The sequence below is a fragment of the Catenuloplanes nepalensis genome, from assembly GCF_030811575.1.
In the GTDB taxonomy this organism is placed as follows: domain Bacteria; phylum Actinomycetota; class Actinomycetes; order Mycobacteriales; family Micromonosporaceae; genus Catenuloplanes; species Catenuloplanes nepalensis.
The window spans coordinates 5864406-5883017 of the sequence record NZ_JAUSRA010000001.1; the positions used below are offsets into that span (position 1 = coordinate 5864406).

At 71.3% G+C, this 18612-nt stretch carries 21 protein-coding genes; 10 read left to right on the top strand and 11 right to left on the bottom strand.

Annotation, left to right across the window (positions count from 1 at the left end; all coding sequences use genetic code 11):
- Window positions 1-42: 42 nt before the first annotated feature.
- Window positions 43-897 (top strand): SDR family oxidoreductase, encoded by an 855-nt coding sequence (locus tag J2S43_RS25020; RefSeq protein ID WP_306833170.1) that lies wholly within the window; start codon window positions 43-45, stop codon window positions 895-897.
- Between the two features lie 97 nt (window positions 898-994).
- Here the strand turns inward: J2S43_RS25020 and J2S43_RS25025 are convergent, their stop codons facing one another.
- The 3 genes from J2S43_RS25025 to J2S43_RS25035 are packed head-to-tail and all read right to left on the bottom strand — an operon-like array spanning window position 995 to window position 4526.
- Window positions 995-2188 (bottom strand): GGDEF domain-containing protein, encoded by a 1194-nt coding sequence (locus J2S43_RS25025; protein WP_306833171.1) that lies wholly within the window; start codon window positions 2186-2188, stop codon window positions 995-997.
- A 53-nt stretch (window positions 2189-2241) separates the two neighbouring features.
- Window positions 2242-3342 (bottom strand): M20 family metallopeptidase, encoded by a 1101-nt coding sequence (locus tag J2S43_RS25030; protein WP_306833173.1) that lies wholly within the window; start codon window positions 3340-3342, stop codon window positions 2242-2244.
- Between the two features lie 17 nt (window positions 3343-3359).
- Window positions 3360-4526 (bottom strand): 4-hydroxybenzoate 3-monooxygenase, encoded by a 1167-nt coding sequence (locus J2S43_RS25035; protein WP_306833175.1) that lies wholly within the window; start codon window positions 4524-4526, stop codon window positions 3360-3362.
- A gap of 83 nt (window positions 4527-4609) precedes the next feature.
- Here J2S43_RS25035 and J2S43_RS25040 point away from each other — a divergent pair, with 83 nt between their 5' ends.
- Window positions 4610-4906, top strand: a complete 297-nt coding sequence (locus J2S43_RS25040; protein WP_306833177.1) for a hypothetical protein — start codon at window positions 4610-4612, stop codon at window positions 4904-4906.
- Between the two features lie 12 nt (window positions 4907-4918).
- Here the strand turns inward: J2S43_RS25040 and J2S43_RS25045 are convergent, their stop codons facing one another.
- The 3 genes from J2S43_RS25045 to J2S43_RS25055 form a co-directional block, all read right to left on the bottom strand.
- Window positions 4919-5662, bottom strand: a complete 744-nt coding sequence (locus tag J2S43_RS25045; protein ID WP_306833179.1) for an alpha/beta hydrolase family protein — start codon at window positions 5660-5662, stop codon at window positions 4919-4921.
- A 46-nt stretch (window positions 5663-5708) separates the two neighbouring features.
- Window positions 5709-6959, bottom strand: a complete 1251-nt coding sequence (kynU, locus tag J2S43_RS25050; protein WP_306833181.1) for a kynureninase — start codon at window positions 6957-6959, stop codon at window positions 5709-5711.
- A gap of 80 nt (window positions 6960-7039) precedes the next feature.
- Window positions 7040-7828 carry a tryptophan 2,3-dioxygenase gene (locus J2S43_RS25055; RefSeq protein WP_306839434.1) on the bottom strand — a complete coding sequence of 263 codons (789 nt, stop codon included), beginning with the start codon at window positions 7826-7828 and terminating at the stop codon, window positions 7040-7042.
- Between the two features lie 122 nt (window positions 7829-7950).
- Between J2S43_RS25055 and J2S43_RS25060 the strand changes: the two genes are divergently transcribed.
- Window positions 7951-8394 (top strand): Lrp/AsnC family transcriptional regulator, encoded by a 444-nt coding sequence (locus tag J2S43_RS25060; protein ID WP_306833183.1) that lies wholly within the window; start codon window positions 7951-7953, stop codon window positions 8392-8394.
- A gap of 334 nt (window positions 8395-8728) precedes the next feature.
- Window positions 8729-9247, top strand: a complete 519-nt coding sequence (locus tag J2S43_RS25065) for an RICIN domain-containing protein (RefSeq protein WP_306833185.1) — start codon at window positions 8729-8731, stop codon at window positions 9245-9247.
- Here the strand turns inward: J2S43_RS25065 and J2S43_RS25070 are convergent.
- The 3 genes from J2S43_RS25070 to J2S43_RS25080 all read right to left on the bottom strand — a co-directional run bounded on the left by J2S43_RS25070 (window position 9244) and on the right by J2S43_RS25080 (window position 12636).
- On the bottom strand, window positions 9244-10419 hold the full coding sequence (locus J2S43_RS25070; protein ID WP_306833187.1) for an LCP family protein: 1176 nt from the start codon (window positions 10417-10419) through the stop codon (window positions 9244-9246). The two genes, J2S43_RS25065 and J2S43_RS25070, sit on opposite strands and share 4 nt — an antisense overlap.
- 347 nt (window positions 10420-10766) lie before the next feature.
- Window positions 10767-11927, bottom strand: a complete 1161-nt coding sequence (locus tag J2S43_RS25075; RefSeq protein ID WP_306833191.1) for a hypothetical protein — start codon at window positions 11925-11927, stop codon at window positions 10767-10769.
- 175 nt (window positions 11928-12102) lie between these two features.
- Window positions 12103-12636 (bottom strand): YflT domain-containing protein, encoded by a 534-nt coding sequence (locus J2S43_RS25080; protein ID WP_306833193.1) that lies wholly within the window; start codon window positions 12634-12636, stop codon window positions 12103-12105.
- 152 nt (window positions 12637-12788) lie between these two features.
- Between J2S43_RS25080 and J2S43_RS25085 the strand changes: the two genes are divergently transcribed.
- The 4 genes from J2S43_RS25085 to J2S43_RS25100 all read left to right on the top strand — a co-directional run bounded on the left by J2S43_RS25085 (window position 12789) and on the right by J2S43_RS25100 (window position 16237).
- Window positions 12789-13154: a VOC family protein gene (locus J2S43_RS25085; RefSeq protein WP_306833195.1), complete on the top strand. Its 366-nt coding sequence runs from the start codon at window positions 12789-12791 to the stop codon at window positions 13152-13154.
- A 157-nt stretch (window positions 13155-13311) separates the two neighbouring features.
- Complete coding sequence (locus J2S43_RS25090; RefSeq protein WP_306833197.1) at window positions 13312-14592, top strand: ABC transporter substrate-binding protein; 1281 nt, start codon at window positions 13312-13314, stop codon at window positions 14590-14592.
- Window positions 14589-15437: a carbohydrate ABC transporter permease gene (locus tag J2S43_RS25095; protein WP_306833199.1), complete on the top strand. Its 849-nt coding sequence runs from the start codon at window positions 14589-14591 to the stop codon at window positions 15435-15437. Before J2S43_RS25090 ends, J2S43_RS25095 begins: the two co-directional genes overlap by 4 nt.
- Complete coding sequence (locus J2S43_RS25100) at window positions 15434-16237, top strand: carbohydrate ABC transporter permease (protein WP_306833201.1); 804 nt, start codon at window positions 15434-15436, stop codon at window positions 16235-16237. Before J2S43_RS25095 ends, J2S43_RS25100 begins: the two co-directional genes overlap by 4 nt.
- Before the next feature lie 123 nt (window positions 16238-16360).
- Here the strand turns inward: J2S43_RS25100 and J2S43_RS25105 are convergent, their stop codons facing one another.
- Window positions 16361-16618: a hypothetical protein gene (locus J2S43_RS25105; protein WP_306833203.1), complete on the bottom strand. Its 258-nt coding sequence runs from the start codon at window positions 16616-16618 to the stop codon at window positions 16361-16363.
- Here J2S43_RS25105 and J2S43_RS25110 point away from each other — a divergent pair.
- Window positions 16607-16777, top strand: coding sequence for a hypothetical protein (locus tag J2S43_RS25110; RefSeq protein WP_306833205.1), 171 nt, complete (start codon window positions 16607-16609; stop codon window positions 16775-16777). The two genes, J2S43_RS25105 and J2S43_RS25110, sit on opposite strands and share 12 nt — an antisense overlap.
- Window positions 16778-16878: 101 nt before the next feature.
- Here J2S43_RS25110 and J2S43_RS25115 read toward each other — a convergent pair whose 3' ends face one another.
- Window positions 16879-17778 carry an SPFH domain-containing protein gene (locus J2S43_RS25115; RefSeq protein WP_306833206.1) on the bottom strand — a complete coding sequence of 300 codons (900 nt, stop codon included), beginning with the start codon at window positions 17776-17778 and terminating at the stop codon, window positions 16879-16881.
- Between the two features lie 240 nt (window positions 17779-18018).
- Between J2S43_RS25115 and J2S43_RS25120 the strand changes: the two genes are divergently transcribed.
- Window positions 18019-18492 carry a hypothetical protein gene (locus tag J2S43_RS25120; RefSeq protein WP_306833208.1) on the top strand — a complete coding sequence of 158 codons (474 nt, stop codon included), beginning with the start codon at window positions 18019-18021 and terminating at the stop codon, window positions 18490-18492.
- Window positions 18493-18612: the final 120 nt, after the last annotated feature.

Consider the following 18612-nt stretch of genomic DNA (forward strand, 5'->3'; position numbering starts at 1 on the left):
AGTCTCTAGAAGCAGCACTGAGCCAACCATCTGGGAGCAGACATGATCGTCGTAACCGGCGCCACCGGACACCTGGGCCGACTCGTGGTGGAGGACCTGCTGGAGCGCGGCGTGCCGGCCGGCGAGATCATCGCCGCCGCGCGCACCCCGGAGAAGGCCGCCGACCTCGCCGCGCGTGGCGTGCAGGTGCGCGAGGCCGACTACGACCGGCCGGAGACGCTGGCCACCGCGTTCACCGGTGCGACGAAGGTCCTGCTGATCTCCAGCGAACCGGGCAACCGGGTCGCGCAGCACCGCGCCGTGATCGACGCGGCCACGGCGGCGGGCGTCGGCCTGCTCGCGTACACCAGCATCCTGCGCGCGGACACCAACGAGATGGTGCTCGCCGCGGACCACCAGGCCACCGAGGCCGCGATCGTGGCGTCCGGCCTGCCCTACGTGCTGCTGCGCAACAGCTGGTACCTCGAGGTCTACACCGCCCGGACCGCCCAGCTGGTGGCGGACGGCGCGATCTACGGCGCGGCCGGCGACGGCCGGATCTCCGGTGCCGCACGGGCCGACTACGCGGCCGCGGCCGCGGCGGTGCTGACCTCGGACGGCCCGGTGAACGTCGCCTACGAGCTGGGCGGCGACACCGCGTTCACGCTGACCGAGCTGGCCGCCGAGATCACCGAGCGGTCCGGCAGGCCGGTCGCCTACCGGGACCTGCCGGTCGAGGAGCTGGAGAAGTCGATGGTCGGCGCCGGCCTGCCCGCCGGGGTGGCGGCGCTCTTCGCGGACGTGGACGCGAACATCGCGCGCGGCGCGCTCCACACCGACTCCGGCGACCTCTCACGCCTGACCGGCCGGCCCACCACGCCGCTGTCCGACGCGGTCGCCGCCGCACTCAAGGCCTGAGCCGCACTCAAGGCCTGAGCCGCACTCAAGGCCTGGATCGCAATCGAGGCCCAGATCGAGGCGTCCCCCATGTCGCTCCAACGACATGGGGGACGGGTCAGTGGGGGTGGGAGGCGCGGTGCCGGCCGCGCCGGGCCGCCTCCGCGTCCGCGGACGGGCCGGCCGGGAGTGCGCGGGCAGCCGGTGTCTGCTTCCGGTTGGCCTTGACCGTGTACATGTGGGCGTCCGCGGCGCGGAGCACGCCGTCGAAGTCGCGCCGGCCGAAGCTCGCGGTCCCCGGCACGCCGACCATGCCGTCACCGACCGTGGTGGCGAAGCCGATGCTGGTGCCGACGTACACGGTCTCGCCCATCAGCTGGATCGGCTGTGCGACCGCGTCCATGCAGCGCCGGGCCACCTCCGCGGCCACGCCCGCGTCCGCGCCGGAGAGCACGATCACGAACTCGTCGCCGCCGAGCCGGGCCACGATGTCGTCGTCGCGGGCCTGGGCGAGCAGCCGGGCCGCGACCACCTTGAGCAGCTCGTCGCCGGCCGCGTGCCCGAGCGTGTCGTTGACCTGCTTGAACCCGTCCAGGTCGAGCGCGAGCACGGCCATCTCGCGCCGGTCGGCCATCGCCTGCCGGGCGAAGTCGTGCAGCCGGGTCCGGTTCGCCAGGCCGGTGAGCGCATCGTGGTGCACCTGGTAGCTGAGCGCGGCCTTCGCGTCCCGCATCGCCTGGATGCGCTTGTTCGCGTTGCTGGCCGGCAGGCCGGTGAGCAGCGTCAGCGCGAGCAGCACGCCGATGATGACCGGGAGGCCGAGCCCGTCGCCGGGCGAGAGCCAGTCCGGCGCCCGGAGCGCCACGATGGCGAGCAGCCCGGCGATCGCTCCGGCGCCGCTGGCGAACGCGCCGCGCAGGTCGGCGCGGAAGGCACCGCCGTGGATCGGCACCAGCAGCAGCGCCCAGATCTGGCCGGCGCGCGGGTCCCCGGACGTGCCGTAGACCAGCACCAGCACGCTGATCAGGTCGATCGGGATCTGCGCCAGGCTGAGCGCGCGATAGGACCGGCCGGCCCGGCAGCGCAGCGCGATCAGCGACAGCATGCCGGCGACGGCGAACAGCAGCACGGCGACCAGCACCCAGGTCATCTCCGCCAGGCCGTGCAGCCCGGGGCCGGGCGCGATCAGCACGAAGGCGAGCAACAGGGCGACGGCACCGAAGACGCGCACGCCGATCGAGACGAGCTCGACCGTACGCCGTTGTTGAAGCGAGCCGGCGTCGACTTCACCGTGCCCCGCCTTACCGTTCATCCCCACCGTCCCCGGCCGCCGTGCCTGTCCCATCGGCCGTGGAGGTGCGAACTTTACGAACGCACGGTCAGTAGGAAGTCACGCAATGCGTCCCGATACGGCCCGATCGTGCCCAGATCGGCGTGTTCGTCCGGCCCGTGCTGCCCGTCGCCTCCGATGCCGAACGCGACCGCGGCCATCCCGGCCTGGAAGTAGAACCTGCCGTCGCCCGCGCCGTGCCGGCGGAGGAACTCCCCGCCGTACCCCTGGGTGCGCGCGGCCCGGCGGAGCGCGGTCACGTCCGGGTGGTCCCGCTCGGCCAGGTGCGGCGCGTCGACGTGGGCCACGCCGACCGCGACGCCCGGCCCGGCGATCTCCGCCAGGTGCCGCGTCACCTCGGCGACGCCGCGCCCGGTGAAGTCCGGGTCGGTCGGCGGGAAACGCAGGTTCAGCCAGGCCGAGGCGGCCGCCGGGACCTGGTTGAACGCCACGTTCGGCGTGTCGATCCGCGCGACGTTGATCGTGGTGCGCCACGCCTCCTCGGCCGGCACCGGATATCGCTCCAGCAGCGCCCGCACCGCGCCGACCACGGTGAGCAGCGCGTTGTCGCCGAGCCAGGGGTAGGCGCCGTGCGCGGCCCGGCCCTCCGCGGTCAGCGTGACGTCGATCAGGCCTTTGGACTCGACCGTGATGTCCAGCCGGCTCATCTCCCCGATCACCGCGAAGTCCGTGGTCACGCCGGCCGCGATCTGGTGGCCGGTCCCGTCCCGGCCGCCGACCTCCTCGTCCAGGACCAGTTGCAGCCCCAGCGGGTACGGCAGGGACGGTGCCAGCTCGCGGAACACGTCCGCCATCACCAGCGCGGAGAGCTTCATGTCCTGGGCGCCGCGCGCGTGGAGCCGGTCGCCGGAGCGGCGCGGCGTGAACAGCGCGTCCGGTGCCGGGACCACGTCCAGGTGGCCGTTCAGGATGATCCGGAACCGGCCGGGGCGCACGTCACCGCGGTAGAGCAGCGCGCTCGGCTTGCCGCGCGACTCGAACCGCTCGACCGTGAAGCCGGGGCCGGCCCGGTCGATCATCCAGTCCAGCGCGCGGGCCAGCTCCACGGGCCGGTCCGCGGTGCTCCGGATGCGCAACAACTCGTCGGCCGCGGTCAGCCACGCCTCGTCCAGCATCGCCCCATTGTGTCGGATCAATACGAGAGTGGCAGGCCGACGTAGTTCTCGGCCAGCGACGTCGCCGCGGCCGGCGAGGTGGCGGTGTAGCGGAGCTGGGAGAGTTGCAGCTCGCGCTGGAACGGGTCGTGGTCCGGGAACGTGTGCAGCATCGAGGTCATCCACCAGGAGAAGTGCTGCGCGCGCCAGACCCGGGCGAGGCACTCCGCGCCGTACCGCGCGGCGGGTCTGTCGTCCTTCCCGAGGAGGAGCGCGGTGAGCGCGATGCTGAGCCGGTGCACGTCCGCGATCGCGAGGTTCATGCCTTTCGCGCCGGTCGGCGGCACGATGTGCGCGGCGTCGCCGGCCAGGAACAGCCGCTCGTGCCGCATCGGCGCGACCACGAGACTGCGCATGCCGGTCACGCTCTTCTCCAGGATCGGGCCCTCGGCGAGCGTGAACCCGTCCGCGGCGAGCCGGGTGTGCAACTCGTCCCAGATCCGCCGGTCGGACCAGCCCTCGATCCGCTCGTCCGGCGGCACCTGCAGGTAGAGCCGGGTGATGCCGGGCGACCGCATGCTGTGCAGCGCGAAGCCGCGCGGATGGTACGTGTAGATCAGCTCGTGGTGCGACGGCGGCGCCTCCGCGAGCACGCCGAGCCACGCGAACGGGTAGGCGTGCCGGTGCACGGTCAGCTCGCCGGCCGGGATCGTGTCGCGGGTGATGCCGTGGAAGCCGTCGCACCCGGCGATCACGTCGCACGCAAGCGTCCGTCGCGCGCCGTCGGCGTCCCGGAACTCGACCGTGGCACCGCGCGGGTCGACCGCCACGTCGGAGACGCCGAAGCGCAGGTCTCCCCCGTCGGCGAGACGCCGTGCGATCAGGTCCTTGACCACCTCCTGCTGGCCGTAGACCGTGATCCGCCGCCCGGTCAGCGCCGCGAAGTCGATGCGGTGGTCCGCGCCGTCGAAGCGCAGCGAGATGCCGTCGTGCGGCAGCCCGCGCGCGTCCAGCCGCTCACCGACGCCGGCCTCGCGCAGCAGCTCGACCGTGGGCTGTTCCAGCACGCCGGCCCGGACGCGGGCCTCCACGTACTCCCGGTCGCGCAGTTCCAGGACCGTGGAGTCGACGCCGGCCAGATGCAACAGGTGTGACAGGAGCAGGCCGGCCGGACCGGCGCCGATGATCCCGACCTGAGTCCGCATGCCGAGCACGCTATCGCTTGAAACCGCGGCGGAAAACAGGTGAGAGCTTTTTGCCTACCGGTCAGTAAGGTAGCCTCGCGCACATGAGCATCTCGGGAACCTGGAACGTAGAGATCAGCACGCCGATGGGCAAGCAGACAGCGATCCTCGACCTGGCCGCGGACGGTGACGTGCTCACCGGCACCGCCAAGCAGGGTGGCGAGACCGCCCCGATCCAGGACGGCACCGCGTCCGGTGACAGCGCCACGTTCACGCTCGACCTCACCAAGCCGATCCCGGTCAAGCTGGCCTTCAACGTGACCGCGAGCGGCGACGCGCTCTCCGGCGACGTCAAGCTCGGCGCGTTCGGCACCTCGAAGGTGGCCGGCACCCGCGTGTGAACGCTCTGCTGGTCACGCTCTCCGGCTCAGGCCGGAGAGCGTGTCCGTCAGCACCGGCCAGTGCGGGTCGCGGGGGTCGGCGAACGAGTAGTGGTGCGCGTCCTCCGGCGCGATCAGCTCTCCCCCGCGACGTGCCACATAGGCCTCGGACAGCTCGACCGGCACCGTCTCGTCCCGCCGGCCGTGCAGAAGCACAACCTTCCCCGAGGGTACGGGTGGGAGCCTCGCCGGATCGAGCGCCTCCCCGTCGCTCGCGCCGAGGAACGCGCGCACCGCGCCGCCGCCGAGCCCCAGTTCCTCGGCCCGCCGCAGGTCCGCGACCGGCGAGAGCGCGACCACCGCGTGCAGCTTGGGATCGTTGACGGCGGCGTGCAGCGCGAGCTGGCCGCCGGCTGAGTGGCCGATCACGATCACGCGGCCGTCGTGCGCCGTGACCAGCGACGGCAGCGCGGCGAGCGCGGCCCGCACGTCGGCGACGGTCGCGCCCGGGTCGCCGGGGATCCGGCGGTACTCGGCCGAGACCGTGGTCCAGCCGGCCGCGCGCAGCGCCTCGGCCATCGGGCCGGTGTAGGCGCGGTCGTACCGGGGCCGCCAGAAACCGCCGTGCAGGATCACCAGCAGTGGCCGGGTCGCGTCGCCGAGGCGTACCGCCGCGACCTGGTCTGGATCTTCGCCGTAGGCGGCCGTGTGGTCGGGTTCCGGTGCGGGCCGGGTGAGGATCGACTCGTCCTCTCCCGTGATCGAGGCGTCATTCATGTCGTCGGCACACCATGAACGACGCCTCGATCTTGGGCTGACCGCATCAGAGGACGGCGGCCAGCGCGGTCGCGGCGCGCCAGCAGTCGTGATAGCTGGAGTAGAGCGGCACCGGGGCCAGCCGGATCACGTCCGGCCGCCGGGAGTCGGTCAGCACGCCGTGCCCGAACCGCAGCCGTTTGGCCAGCTCACCCACGTCCTGCCCGGGCAGGCGCAGGGAGAGCTGCGCGCCGCGGCGCTCCGGGTCGCGCGGCGTGAGCACCTCCACCCGGCCGGCGGGGACGATCGCGTCCACCGCGTCGAGCAGGTAGCCGGTCAGGCGGCGGCTGCGGGCGCGCAGCACGGGCATGCCGGCCTCGTCGAAGAGCGCCAGCGCCCCGGCCATCGGCGCGAGCGCGAGGATCTGCGGCGTGGAGACCTGCCAGGCGTCCGCGGTGGCCGGCGGCCGGCTGACCGGCGCCATGTCGAACCGGGTGGCCGCCTCGGTGCCCCACCAGCCGTCCAGCCGCGCGATCGACGGGTCGCCGAGGTGCCGCGCGTGCACGAACGCGCTGCCGGGCGAGCCGGGACCGGAGTTGAGGAATTTGTAGTTGCACCAGGCCGCGAAGTCGACGTCCCAGTCGTGCAGGCGCAGCTCCACGTTGCCGGCCGCGTGCGCGAGGTCCCAGCCGACGACCGCGCCGGCCGCGTGCCCGGCCGCGGTGATCGCCGGGATGTCGGCCACGGTGCCGGTCAGGTAGTGCACGCCGGCCAGGAGCACCAGCGCGACCCGGTCGTCGATCGCGGCGATGACGTCCTCGGTGCGCAGCACGTCCTCGCCGTCGCGCGGGCGCAGCCGGACCACGGTGGTGTCCGGGTCCAGGCCGTGCAGCACGGCCTGGCTGCGCACGGCGTAACTGTCCGACGGGAACGCCGCGTCCTCGATGACGATCCTCGTCCGGGTGCCGGCCGGGCGGTAGAACGAGATCATCAGCAGGTGCAGGTTGACGGTCAGCGTGTTCATCACGACCGTCTCCTCCGGGCGGGCGCCGACCAGCCGCGCGGACGGGCCGGCCAGCCGCTGCGGCAGCGACTCCCAGGGGGCGTGCGCCTCCGTCCAGCCCTCGACGCCGAGCGTGGCCCAGTCGTCCATGTGCGCCAGCAACTCCGCGCGGACCGACCGCGGCTGCAGGCCGAGCGAGTTGCCGACCAGGTAGGCGGAGTCCGGGTAGCGGCCACCGTGCGCGGGCGGGATCAGGAAGGCTGCGCGGTGGCCGGGATCGCCGGCATCGCGGCGCAGCGCGTCGGACTCGTCCATGGTCTCTCCCCGATTCCACTGAGTACGGTGTTCCTCACGGTACGCATAGTCGATCTTCCCGTGTGCGAGTGAACCGTGAATCACATGTGCGTACGGGCCTCCCACAGCTCCGGGAAGACGACCCGGGCCATCGACTTCTCCAGCCAGGCGATGCCCGCGGAGCCGCCGGAGCCGGGCTTCGCGCCCATCGTGCGGCGCACCGCGAGCAGGTGCTGGTGCCGCCACTCGCCGAACGCGACCGCCACGCCGGTCAGCGCCTCGCCGAGCATGCGCAGGTGGTTGTGCGGGCCGTCGTCCGCGTAGATCTCGACCCAGCCCATGTCGTGCCGCGCGATCAACGCCATCGTCTCGTCCCACAGACTCGGCTCCTCCAGAGCACGGACCAGCCGCGGGTACGCGTCGGAGCGCCGGAACGGCCGGATCAGCGACTCGGTCTTGAGGCCGAGCAGGAACTCCAGCTCCCGGTACGCCGCGGACTGGAAGCCGGAGCCCTCGCCGAGCAGGTCGCGGAACCTGTTGAAGTCGGACGGCGTCATCCAGCTCAGCGCCTTCCACGCCGCGTTCAGGCCCTCCAGGTCCAGCGTCGCGCGGCGCAGCGGGGCGAGCGCACCCCAGGCGTCACCGCCGCGGATCAGCTCGCGCGCGCCGGCCAGCTCGAACCGGGTGAGGCCGAAGTACAGCTCCATGATCTGACTGACCATCAGGAACGACATCTCGCCCGGCTCGCCACTGAGCGTGCGCTGCAACGAGTGCAGCGTGCTGGCGTGCACGTAGGCGTCGTAGGGGACGTGGCCGGTGAACGCCGTCGTCGGCTCGCCGGCGTTGGCGGTGGCCTTGGCGTCGCGCTGGTCCGCGGTCAGGGTCTCGATCACGTGGTCAATGATTCCGCTGCGTCCGGGCTTTCCGGAATGCCTTGTCGCTCGTCCTGCACGCCGTTTACCTTGCTTTTGAAGGGCGACGCGGCGTTTCACTTCACGATTGGAAGCTGCGCATGGATGACATGGACTGGGCGATCCTGGGCGAGTTGCAGGCGGACGCGCGACTGTCCTGGTCCGCGCTGTCCCGGCGGGTGCACCTGTCCGCACCGGCCGTGGCCGAGCGGGTGCGCCGGCTGGAGGAGTCCGGCGTGATCACCGGCTACCACGCGCACGTCGACCCGGCACGGGCCGGGCGCGGCGTGCTCGCGCTCATCCGGATGTCCTGCTACGGGTCGCTCTGCGTGCTGCGCGACCCGGACGTGGCGACCTGGCCGGAGATCCTGCAGATCCACCGGGTCACCGGCGACACCTGCTGCATGCTGCGCGTCGCGGCCGCGTCGATGGTCGCGTTCGAGGCGGTCATCGACCGGCTCGGGCGGTACGGGCCGCCGTCCAGCACGATGATCCTGTCCACGCCGCTGGCCTGGCGGGCCGTGACACCTACGATGCCCGCGTGAGCGTGGAGCTGCTGCCGGGCGAGTCGGTGCTGTGGGAGGGACGGCCGGTGCGGGCCGCGGTGTGGCGGCCGGTCGCGTTATCTGCGGTCGCTGCCGGAGCCGATTCTCACCGAGCGCGCGGACGGGACCGGCAGTCTCGCATTCGGCACGTTTACCGCGTGGCGTGTACGGAATCCATGGGTGAGCGAGCCGGGGCCGCATCCGGTGCTGTGGAACATTCCCGATGCCCGGCGCGTGCACGCGCTCGCTTCGGACGCCCGGAAAGCACGTCTAACGTAGACTTGTTCGTCGATAAGGCGATTGCGCGTTCACCATTCCCGGTAGCCTTCCCCGCATGACGAGAATTGCGAATTCCACCCTTCTCATCGCCGCATCCGTCTCCCTCGCCGGGCTCTCTCTCGCGCTCTCCTCACCCGCGCACGCGGATGACACCGTCTACTTCCAGATCCGCAACGTCGTCAACGACAAATGCCTGGACGCGGACAAGGGCATGATCGTGAAGAGCGGCGCGCGGTTGCAGTTGTGGGAGTGTCACACCGGCGAGAACCAGCTCTGGTACGCGGACGGCGACACCATCCGGAACAAGGCCAACGGGCGCTGCATGGACGCGGACACCCAGACGGCGGCCATGAACGGCACCCGGGTCCGGCTCTGGGACTGCTCCGGCACCGTGCAGCAGCAGTGGCGGATGGAGCCGATGGAGAACGGCAACACCATGATCATCAGCGTGGAGACCGGACGCGGCCTCGACGCGGACCGCAACGTGCTGTTCCAGAACGGCACCGAGGTGCAGCTCTGGAGCGACTGGGACGGCACCACCAACCTCAACCAGCAGTGGTACACCGCACCCTAATCGTCATTCACGGTTCCCGGATTCGCGGCAAGAAAGGCCTCCATGTCGTCCTCGGCGATTGCGTCGAACATTTCCACCGACGTCTCGTCGAGAATCTCCGCGCTACCCACCCCGTCGATCGTCTCGGTGTTGAATTCGCCGTCGTTCACCTTGAGCGTGGTCAGCGCGCCGGAACGGATCCCGCGCATCGCGAAGATCCAGTCCTCCAGCGGAATGCCGCCGTCGTCAACCGTCATGGTCCTGCCGACGGCGGCCAGCAGGGCCGGCAACGCGGTCGCGTCCTCGTCCAGGATGCCGGCCAGCACCGCCTTCATGAACTGCTGCTGGTGGCGCTGCCGGCCGTAGTCGAAGTCGTTCGTCTCCAGCAGGTCGCGCTGCCGCACGAAGTCCAGCGCCTCCTCGGGCGTGAAGCACCGGTCGCCCTTCTCGTACACGTTCGGCGTCACGCCGGGCACCCGGCCACGGATCGTGCCGTCCGGGTTCACCAGGAACGGCGGGGCCGGCTCGCCGGTGCGGTCGTTCGTGCCGAGGTGGATCGAGGTGACCTCGCCGTCCACGTACATGCAGACCTCGCCGAGCGCCTCCACCACCTCGGTGAAGCCGTCGAAGTCGATGATCGCGCCCGCGTCCGGCGTGATGCCGGTGGTGTCCCGCACGGTCATGGCCAGCAGCTCGAACCCGCCGGAGAGCGCGTCCGCACCGGTCAGGCCCTGACTGCCGAACGCGAACGCCGCATTGATCTTGTTGGGGCCGCCCGCGAACGGCACCTCGCCGTTGTCGTACTCGGGTATCTCCACCAGCGTGTCCCGCGGCAGCGACACCAGGTAGGCGTGATCGTGGGTCGCCGCGATGTGCAGCACGATGATCGAATCGGACCGGGTCAGCTCGCCGTCGTCCTGGCCGGGACGGGTGTCCAGGCCGACCAGCAGGATGTTCTTGGCGCCCTCGACGTCGACCCGCTCGCGCTCCCTGCCCGCGTCGCCGAGCAGGTCCTGGCGGGTCACGGTGCCGGTGGCGGCGGAGAGCAGCATCCGGCCCCCGACGACGGCGCCGCCGCCCAGGACGAGCGCGGTCGCGGCGGCACCGGCGAGAACCCTTCCCCAGGGGGTACGCCCGCGGCGCCCCCAGTCCCGCTGCCCCCAACCCCGATTCCTGCGGCTCCGACGCCTCACACGCACTCCTGATCGTTCAGGCGGCCGGATACCCGGGCCGCTGCGGCGGTCATTACCGTCGATCACGCACCGCAGCGGCCGGGGGTTCAGATCTCACCGTCCGTCAACGCGGGATGACCCTCAGCATCCGCCCAGGGCTTCTGCAGGACGGCCCGCCAGCGCGGCTTACTGGCGTTTCCGCGCCGAGGGGCATCGGCCGGGCGCCTCGGGTGATCGAGGCCGCTGCGCCCGCTGGCGCGGGGATGTTCGCCGGCGAGGCGGTGCCGGTGAGGAAGGATTGGGTCCTGGGAAACGAGGATCGGGGCGTCCCGGGTGGGACGCCCCGATCGGGGTGGTGGTGGGGCGGGTCAGTCCTCGATGGCGGGGGCGGGCTGGCCGGCCGGGGTGTCGAGGGTGTCGCCGGGGTCGGGTGGGGTGACCGGGTCGGTGGTCGGGCCGGGCTGGGGGTCGGTCTCGGAGGTCGGGGCCGGGTCGGGCGTGGCCGGGGTGTCCGCCGGGGCCGAGGTCTGCGGCGCGTCCGCGGGGGCGGTGGCCGTGGTGCCCGGGTCGGCCGGGACGGTGGAGACGGACGGCTCCGGGGTGTAGACCGGGGCCGGGCCGTCGCCGCCGGGCAGGAACGGGAGCGTGGTGGCGCCGGCGGAGCCGTCGCCGAAGAGGCCGGCCAGGGAGTCGCCGGCCATCAGCTCGAACGCGTAGATCGCGAGCATGGCGAAGACGAACATCGCGACCGCGGCCAGGGCCAGCCGGGCCCAGTGGGCGCGGCGGCCGGTGTCGTCGTCCGCGGTGGAGTCCGGGCCGGAGGCGAACCGCGCGCGGGCGGTGGCGCGCGTCTCGTCCCCGTGGGTGGCCGCGTCCGGCGTGCCGGAATCGAGTGTGCCGTGGCCCGAGCCGGAAGCCGGGCCTGGACCGGTGCCCGAGCCGGAAGCCGGGTCGGAGCCGGAGTCCAGGGTCGAGGCCAGGGCCGCGCTGAGTGCGGCCGCGCGAGCCGGGACGGGCCGGTCGGAGGCACGGCGCTCACCGGCGTCGCGGTCGCCGGGGGCGGCGAGAGCGGAGTCGCGGTCGCCGGGGGCGGCGAGAGCGGAGTCGCGGTCGCCGGGGGCGGCGAGAGCGGCGTCGCGGTCGCCGGGGGCGGTGTCGCGGTCACCAGCGGCGGCGTCCAGAAGGACGGTGTCGGCGCTGGTCCGGGGCGTGGGTGCCGGGCGTGCGACGGGGCGGCCGGGGGTGGCCGTCACACGCGTGGTCGCGCCGACGACCGCGAGGGCCTGCTCCAGGCGTACCCCCCGGAGGCGTTGGTAGGTGTGTTTGAGGGAGTGGGCGTAGAGCTCCTGGCCGACCGTGGCGATCACGCTGGCCAGCGCGGCGCCGACGATGGTGCCGGTGACGCCCAGCCAGGACGCGCACACGGCGGAGGAGATCGCGGCGAGCGTGCCGGCCGCGAGCTTGACCAGGTCTATCTTGCGCCAGACCCGTCGTTCCTTCTTGTCCTCGTGGTGTTGTTCCTCGGTCATTCCGTGGCCCGTACCCCTCCCTCGCGCGTCAGGTGCCCGCACCGTCATACCCATCGGGAGGCGCCGAACCACGGAATCGACGAGACAGTGAGCGATTTTCTACCTGGCATGTGTGGCGGGCCGACGGGGTGGCCGTCGACGGTCCGGGTGCGCCAGGTCGAAAAAAGCTCATGATTCAGGACGCTCCGCTGGCCTGCCAGTTGAGGCGGACGAGGAGCTGTCGCGCCTGCTCGGCGACGTCCGGCGTGGTGGTGACCGCGTACTGGCCGGCCTGGAGCGAGCTGCGCGAGGTGAAGTCGCGGCGGCCGCCGGTGAGCGCGTGCGCGATCGCGCCGAACACCGCGCCCCAGAGCGCGCCGATCAGCACGGCGGAGAGCATGATGCCGAGCCAGGCGCCCTCGGTGAACAGGCCGAGCAGCAGCCCGATGAAGAAGCCGAAGTAGGCGCCGCTGGCCAGGCCGGCGAGGGCGGCGCGGCCGACCGTGAGCCGGCCGAGCACGTTCTCGACCAGGCGCAGATCGGTGCCGATTATCGCGGTCCGCCCGACCGGGAACTGGTTGTCGGAGAGGTAGTCGACCGCACGCTGGGCGGACGGGTAGTCGGGGTAGCTCGCCACCGTGACCGTCGCGCCGGTGTCGGGGGCGTTCGGTGCGGGCACCTCACCGGCCGGGCCGGGCGGGATCGGGGTGCCGGGGTCAGAAACGGACATGATGCCTCCTGAGTAGTCGTCTCCCGCTGCATACCCGTTCCGGGGCCGCGCGAATTCGGTGTGTGCACGGTCACCGGGCGCGATCGGGGCGCGCTGACCGAAACACGACCCTGAGCTGGGCGAACCCGGCTCAGGCTGAAACGATCCCGATCATGCTTCGGATTGGTGCGATCGTGCTCGGCGTCTCCGACCTTCCCCGGGCGGTCCGCTTCTGGGCCGGGGCGCTCGGCTACCTGATCAGCGAGGCCGAGGAGCGCGCGGACTGGGTGGTGCTGGTGCCGGAGGACGGGCCGGGCACGCCGCTGGTGCTGACGCTGAACTCGTCGACGGCCGAGGAGCGACCGCGCGTGCACGTGGACCTGTTCACCGACGGGCCCGAGGAGCAGGCCGCGGAGATCACCCGGCTGATCTCGATCGGCGGCAGCTTCGTCGGCTGGGACCGGCATCCGGGCGAGCCGGACTTCGCGGTGCTCTCGGACACCGAGGGTAACCGTTTCTGCGTGGTGGACACCGCCTGACCTCTGTCGATCTTGGACGGTGGACGCGTACCGTCGCGCTCGTGACTGTCGCGCCGTGCACGTGAACAGACCTTCCCAGAGGTATTACCTTGCAAGTCGGTAGGAAATGTGGGAAGTTTCGGCGCGGAACCATCCCACCGCTCGGAGGCGCACCCGCATGTCCAACCACGTCTTCTCCCGCCGCGGCCTGCTCAAGGCCGCCGGTCTCGCCGGTGGCGCCGTCGCGCTCGCGGCCTGCGCCGGGCCCGGTGGCGAGGCCGCACCCGTCGCGAGCGGTGGCTTCGACGGCCCGGTCGAGGGCGAGCTGTCGTTCGCGCACTGGCGCGCCGAGGACAAGGACGTCTTCGACCAGGTGATCGCCGGCTTCGTGCAGAAGAACCCGAAGGTCACGGTCCGGCAGGACATATCCGCCTCCGCCGACTACCAGAGCACGGCGCTGACGAAGATCCGCGGCGGCGGCACGGGCGACGCGTTCACGGCGTTCCGGGGCGCGCAGTTCAGCAACATCGCGTCCGCCGGCGTGTGGACCGACCTCACCGGGCAGTCGCTGATCGGCGCCTACGACCCGGCACTGATCACGGCCGGCGCGTCCGGCGGGAAGCAGCTCGGCCTGCCGTACCAGCTGGTCTTCAACATGCCGGTGACCAACCCGGAACTGCTGGCCCAGCATGGGTACGCGGAGCTGCCGCGGAGCTGGGACGGCTTCCTCGGCGTGCTGGACGGGCTCAAGGGCAAGGGCGTCACGCCGATCGCCTGGCCCGGCGGCGACAGCGGCAACGGCGGCCAGCTGATCAACTCGATGGTGATGAACAACGCGCCGGCCGACGACGCCTTCGCCCAGGTCGAGGCCGGCACGCTGAAGGTCACCGACGACTGGTTCCTCACCACGCTCAAGCAGTACGAGCAGCTCAAGCCGTACTTCCAGGACGGCGCGACCGGCACCGCGAACGAGGCCGCGATGCAACTGTTCGCGACCGGCAAGGCCGCGTTCCTGGCCACCGGCTCGTACGCGGCCGGCCCGGTCCGCAAGCTCGGCGCGCGGTTCCCGTTCGGGCTGTACGCGCCGATCACGGTCGCTTCCGGGGCCAAGTACGAGGGGATCTTCAACGCCACGTTCATCCTCGGCGTGAACGCGAACTCGTCGAAGAAGGCCGCGGCGCTGGCCTGGCTCGCGCACCTCTCCGACCCGGCCGTGGCCTCGGTCTACGCGAACGGCACGTCCCAGCACGTGACGGTCGCCGGCGTGGAGTACACGAACGCGGACCTCAAGGCGTTCGCGCCCTGGCTGACGAAGAAGACGCTGCTCGCGCCGCGGTTCCAGTTCAACAACCTGGACGTCCGCACCGCGGTCGAGGAGGCCGCGGTCAAGGTGGTCGGCGGCACCGAGCCGGAGAAGGCGGCCGAGGCCGCGCAGCGGGTGGTGGACCAGAAGCGGTGAGGCGGCACTGGGGTCTCTACCTGTTCCCGATCCCGGCGCTCGCGCTCTACCTGGCCTTCTTCGTGCTCCCGGCGGCACAGGGCCTGCAGTACGCGATCACGGACTGGGACGGCTTCAGCCCCGGCTTCGACTGGGTCGGGGCCGGCAACTTCACGCGGATCGTCAGCGCGGACGACCAGTTCGCGAACGCGCTCGGCAACAACCTGACGTTCCTGCTGGCCGTGGTGAGCGGGCAGACCGTGCTGGCCCTCGGGCTTGCCGTGCTGCTCGCCGCCCGCAGCCGGGGTTCGACCGCGCTGCGCGCGCTGTTCTTCCTGCCGACCGTGCTCTCCTCGATCTCGGTCGCGTTCGTCTGGCGCTTCGTCTACGACCCGAATCTGGGGCTGCTGCACTCGGTGGGCGTGCCGGGCACGTTCCTCGGCGACGAGGACACCGCGATCCTGTGGGTGGCGGTGGCGCAGATCTGGTTCCACGCCGGGCAGATGATGGTGCTGTTCATCGCGGGGCTGCACCAGATCCCGGCCGAGCTCTACGAGGCCGCGCACGTCGACGGCGCCGGGCGGTGGCAGCGCTTCCGGTTCGTCACCTGGCCGCTGCTGGCGCCGGCGACCGCGCTGGTCGTGGCGTACACGACGATTCAGTCGTTCAAGGCGTTCGACCTGATCCTCGGCCTGGCCGGCAACCCGCCGCGCTCCTCGCTGGACATCCTCTCCACCCGGATCTACACCACGTTCACCAACAGCCGACTGGGGTACGCGGCCGCGGAGTCCATCGTGTTCATGCTGGCGATCGGGGTGGTCACCTGGTTGCAGAACCGGGCCGCGCGGATCGGGGCGGGACGATGACGAGACGGTCTCTCCTGGCGATCTACGCGCTGCTGATCACCGTACCGCTGCTGGTCGTGCTCTTCGGGTCGTTCAAGACCACGCCGGATCTGTTCGCGTCGCCGTTCGGCCCACCGCTGCGGCCCACGCTGGACAACTACCGCGAGATCCTCGGCGACGCCGGGCTGCTGCGCGTCTTCGGCAACAGCGTGCTGGTCGTGGTGGTCTCGGTGCCGGCCACGCTGGCGCTGGCCAGCCTGGTCGGATATGCGGTGGCGCGCCTCCCGCGCCGGCCGTCGCGGATCCTGTTCGGCGTGTTCGCGGCCGGGCTCGCGGTGCCGGCGCAGGCCATGATGATCCCGCAGTACGTGCAGTTCGACCGGCTCGGCCTGCGCGACAGCCTGCTCGGGCTGATGCTGATCAACGTGGTGGTGACGCTGCCGGTCGCGGTGTTCATCCTGTCCGGGTTCATGCGCACGCTGCCGCGCGAACTGTTCGAGGCGGCGGCGCTGGACGGGGCCGGGCCGTGGGGTGCCTATCGCCGGATCGCGATCCCGCTGTCGCTGCCGTCGCTCGCGGCCACCGCGATCTTCCTGCTCGTCATGCACTGGAACGACCTGCTGTATCCGCTGCTGTTCATCGACTCGCCGGCGAAGCGCACGCTGCCGCTGGCGCTGCTGGACTTCTCCGGCGAATACCTGACCGACTATCCGCTGCTGTTCACGGGCGTGGTCGTGGCGTCGGTGCCGATGGTGGCGCTCTACGCGTTCCTGCAGCGCTGGTTCGTCGCGGGCATGACCGCCGGGGCGATCAAGGGCTGAGCGCCGCTTGCGCTTGCCGGGCGTCTCATCCGTGATCGGGGTGTCCCCCATGTCGTTCAGAACAGCATCGGGGACGCCTCGCTCATGAGAGCCCCTGGGTCTTCCTAGGAGGCTAGCCTATTTTCATGCGGGGTCAGGCGCGGAGGGGTCGCGGCTGACCTCGTACATCGAGTTCGGGCCGGTGGCGGTGTTGCGGTAGCTCATCACCGTGACCGCGTCCACCCGCTTGAGCGTCTCCGCGGCCAGGTTCTTGCCGCCGGTGACGGTGACCTCTCCGTACCAGAACGCGACGTCCACCTCGATCGGCAGCGTGGCACCGGTGCGAACCTTGTCCAGCATGGACAGGTAGCGGGCGCCGAGCGTGCCGCGGTGCGGCTCCACAGCCACATCGCGCGGGCACCGGCCGCGGTCTGCGGCGTGCCGACGCTGGTCAGCGTCGGCGTGACCACCGGGACCGCGGCGGCGACCACCGCCAGCGCGGCCGTGGCCAGCCTGGATCTCCACCGCCCTGCCATCGGGTGCCTCCGTCCGCAGACGTGAATGGGCGAGCCCGGGGATCCACCGGGCTCGCCCTGCCGCTCATCCGTGAGCGGCGCGTCCTAGGTATCGGCTCTCCTCGGCGGCGGCCAAGGAGAACGCGATCAGCTGCTCGCCGGGGCCGGCACGTCGACGCTGCCGCCCTGGGGCAGCGCGAGGAACTGCGGGCAGCCCTTCGGGGCCTCGCCGGTGAGGCAGCGCTGCATCGCGTCGTAGAGCACGTAGCCGTCCGGGCCCAGCACCTTGACCAACTTCTCGATCTGCTTGAGCTTCTCGTCGACGGTCGCGTTCTGCTCCTTGATCGCCTGGCGCTCGGTGATCGCCACCTGGACCGCGGCGAGCCCGTCGACCAGCTCTTTACGCGGTGCCGGTTTCTGCAGCGTGAGGTTGAACTCGATGAAGTACGCCTTGCCGCCGGTGGTCGCCATCACCGCGTTGCCCAGGTTCGCGTTGATCGCGGTCTCGAACTGCGCGCGGGTGGCCGGGTCGTTGTAGAGCGCGAGCCAGTCGTACTTCTGCGCCTCCGTGGCCAGCGCCTTGTTCAGCGGCTGCCCGATGTAGAACCGCAGCATCTCCAGCCACCGGTCGGTGGTCTGGCCGTCGTCGTCCAGCGTCGGCTGGAACTTGAGGCCGATCTCCTCGTGGAACTCGCGCAGCGCGCCGCCGTCCGGGTCGCACGACGTGTCCAGGTGGAAGGTCAGTCCGCCGGAGACGGTGAGCTCCTGGTTGTCCTTGGAGACGACGGTGAACGGGTTGCTCTCCGCGTCGTCGCCGCCCATGAAGTCGAAGTTCCGCTGGCCGGCCGGGTACTTGTAGTACTTCTCGCCGGGCCCGTCCCAGGTGCGGTTGTTCTGGGTCACGCACTCCTGGTAGGTGGTGCTGGAGAACGAACCCGCGTCGTAGTGCAACGCCACCTGGTCCGACTCGGTGCTCACCGTGCTGCACCCGGACAGCATCGGCATGACCACCGCTGCCGCCAGGAGGACCGCCACCGCTCGCCGCATCGATCTCTCCCCGTCGTGAGTCGCTCTGACCCGCAGGGTAGGGAGCGCGGTCAATGAGCTTTTCCACCTGGCGTACCCGGGCCATGAACAGGTGCCGTGCCGGCCGACCACACGGGCCGGGTGGAAAACGGCTCATTTCGGCTGGCGGACACTATGGCCGGGAACACATGCGTATGAATTGGGATTCACTCGGCAAATCGGTCACGCTTTGGATCACCCCTCCTAGTGAAAGAGATTCGCGTGATCCGCAATCGTCGTCTGCCCCTGGTCGCCGCCGCCGCGCTTCTTGCGCTGGCCACCGCCGCGTGCGGCTCGTCCGGCACGAACACCGCCGCGCCGGCGGCGAGCGCCTCCCCGAAGAGCAGCACCGTGCCGGTCACGGCCACCACGGCCGGTGGCGCGGGCGGCTCCGCCACCGACGTCCCGGCGCAGAAGGGAATCACGCTGCGGGTGACCGGCGCGGACGGCGCGGCGGAGGTCTCGTACCTCGTCGACACGACGAACACCGAGGAGAAGACCGCGTCACTGCCGTGGCAGAAGGTCATCGTCCCGGCCGGCGAGGTGTTCCACATCTCGCTGATCGCCATGTCCACGAACGCGGCGGCCGACCTGTCCTGCGAGATCTTCATCGACGGTACGTCGGTGGACGCCGCGAAGGCCGGCGAGGAGTCCGGCGGCGTCGCCGGCTGCCAGTGGACCAACAAGGACAGCTGACCGCGTTCATGATCAGGGCGTCTCCACGTTGCTGGAACACCACGGGGGACGCCCTGATCATGGGGTTGGAGGCCGGGGACTCCGCGATCGGCGCATCTGTCGATAGTGGTCGGAAAGGGG

Excerpts from the sequence above, each read along its gene's own strand:
- J2S43_RS25020 (WP_306833170.1), top strand. The coding sequence starts at position 43 with ATGATCGTCGTAACCGGCGCCACCGGACACCTGGGCCGACTCGTGGTG.
- J2S43_RS25025 (WP_306833171.1), bottom strand. The coding sequence starts at position 2,188 with ATGAACGGTAAGGCGGGGCACGGTGAAGTCGACGCCGGCTCGCTTCAA.
- J2S43_RS25030 (WP_306833173.1), bottom strand. The coding sequence starts at position 3,342 with ATGCTGGACGAGGCGTGGCTGACCGCGGCCGACGAGTTGTTGCGCATC.
- J2S43_RS25035 (WP_306833175.1), bottom strand. The coding sequence starts at position 4,526 with ATGCGGACTCAGGTCGGGATCATCGGCGCCGGTCCGGCCGGCCTGCTC.
- J2S43_RS25040 (WP_306833177.1), top strand. The coding sequence starts at position 4,610 with ATGAGCATCTCGGGAACCTGGAACGTAGAGATCAGCACGCCGATGGGC.
- J2S43_RS25045 (WP_306833179.1), bottom strand. The coding sequence starts at position 5,662 with ATGAATGACGCCTCGATCACGGGAGAGGACGAGTCGATCCTCACCCGG.
- kynU (WP_306833181.1), bottom strand. The coding sequence starts at position 6,959 with ATGGACGAGTCCGACGCGCTGCGCCGCGATGCCGGCGATCCCGGCCAC.
- J2S43_RS25060 (WP_306833183.1), top strand. The coding sequence starts at position 7,951 with ATGGATGACATGGACTGGGCGATCCTGGGCGAGTTGCAGGCGGACGCG.
- J2S43_RS25065 (WP_306833185.1), top strand. The coding sequence starts at position 8,729 with ATGACGAGAATTGCGAATTCCACCCTTCTCATCGCCGCATCCGTCTCC.
- J2S43_RS25075 (WP_306833191.1), bottom strand. The coding sequence starts at position 11,927 with ATGACCGAGGAACAACACCACGAGGACAAGAAGGAACGACGGGTCTGG.
- J2S43_RS25080 (WP_306833193.1), bottom strand. The coding sequence starts at position 12,636 with ATGTCCGTTTCTGACCCCGGCACCCCGATCCCGCCCGGCCCGGCCGGT.
- J2S43_RS25085 (WP_306833195.1), top strand. The coding sequence starts at position 12,789 with ATGCTTCGGATTGGTGCGATCGTGCTCGGCGTCTCCGACCTTCCCCGG.
- J2S43_RS25090 (WP_306833197.1), top strand. The coding sequence starts at position 13,312 with ATGTCCAACCACGTCTTCTCCCGCCGCGGCCTGCTCAAGGCCGCCGGT.
- J2S43_RS25100 (WP_306833201.1), top strand. The coding sequence starts at position 15,434 with ATGACGAGACGGTCTCTCCTGGCGATCTACGCGCTGCTGATCACCGTA.
- J2S43_RS25115 (WP_306833206.1), bottom strand. The coding sequence starts at position 17,778 with ATGCGGCGAGCGGTGGCGGTCCTCCTGGCGGCAGCGGTGGTCATGCCG.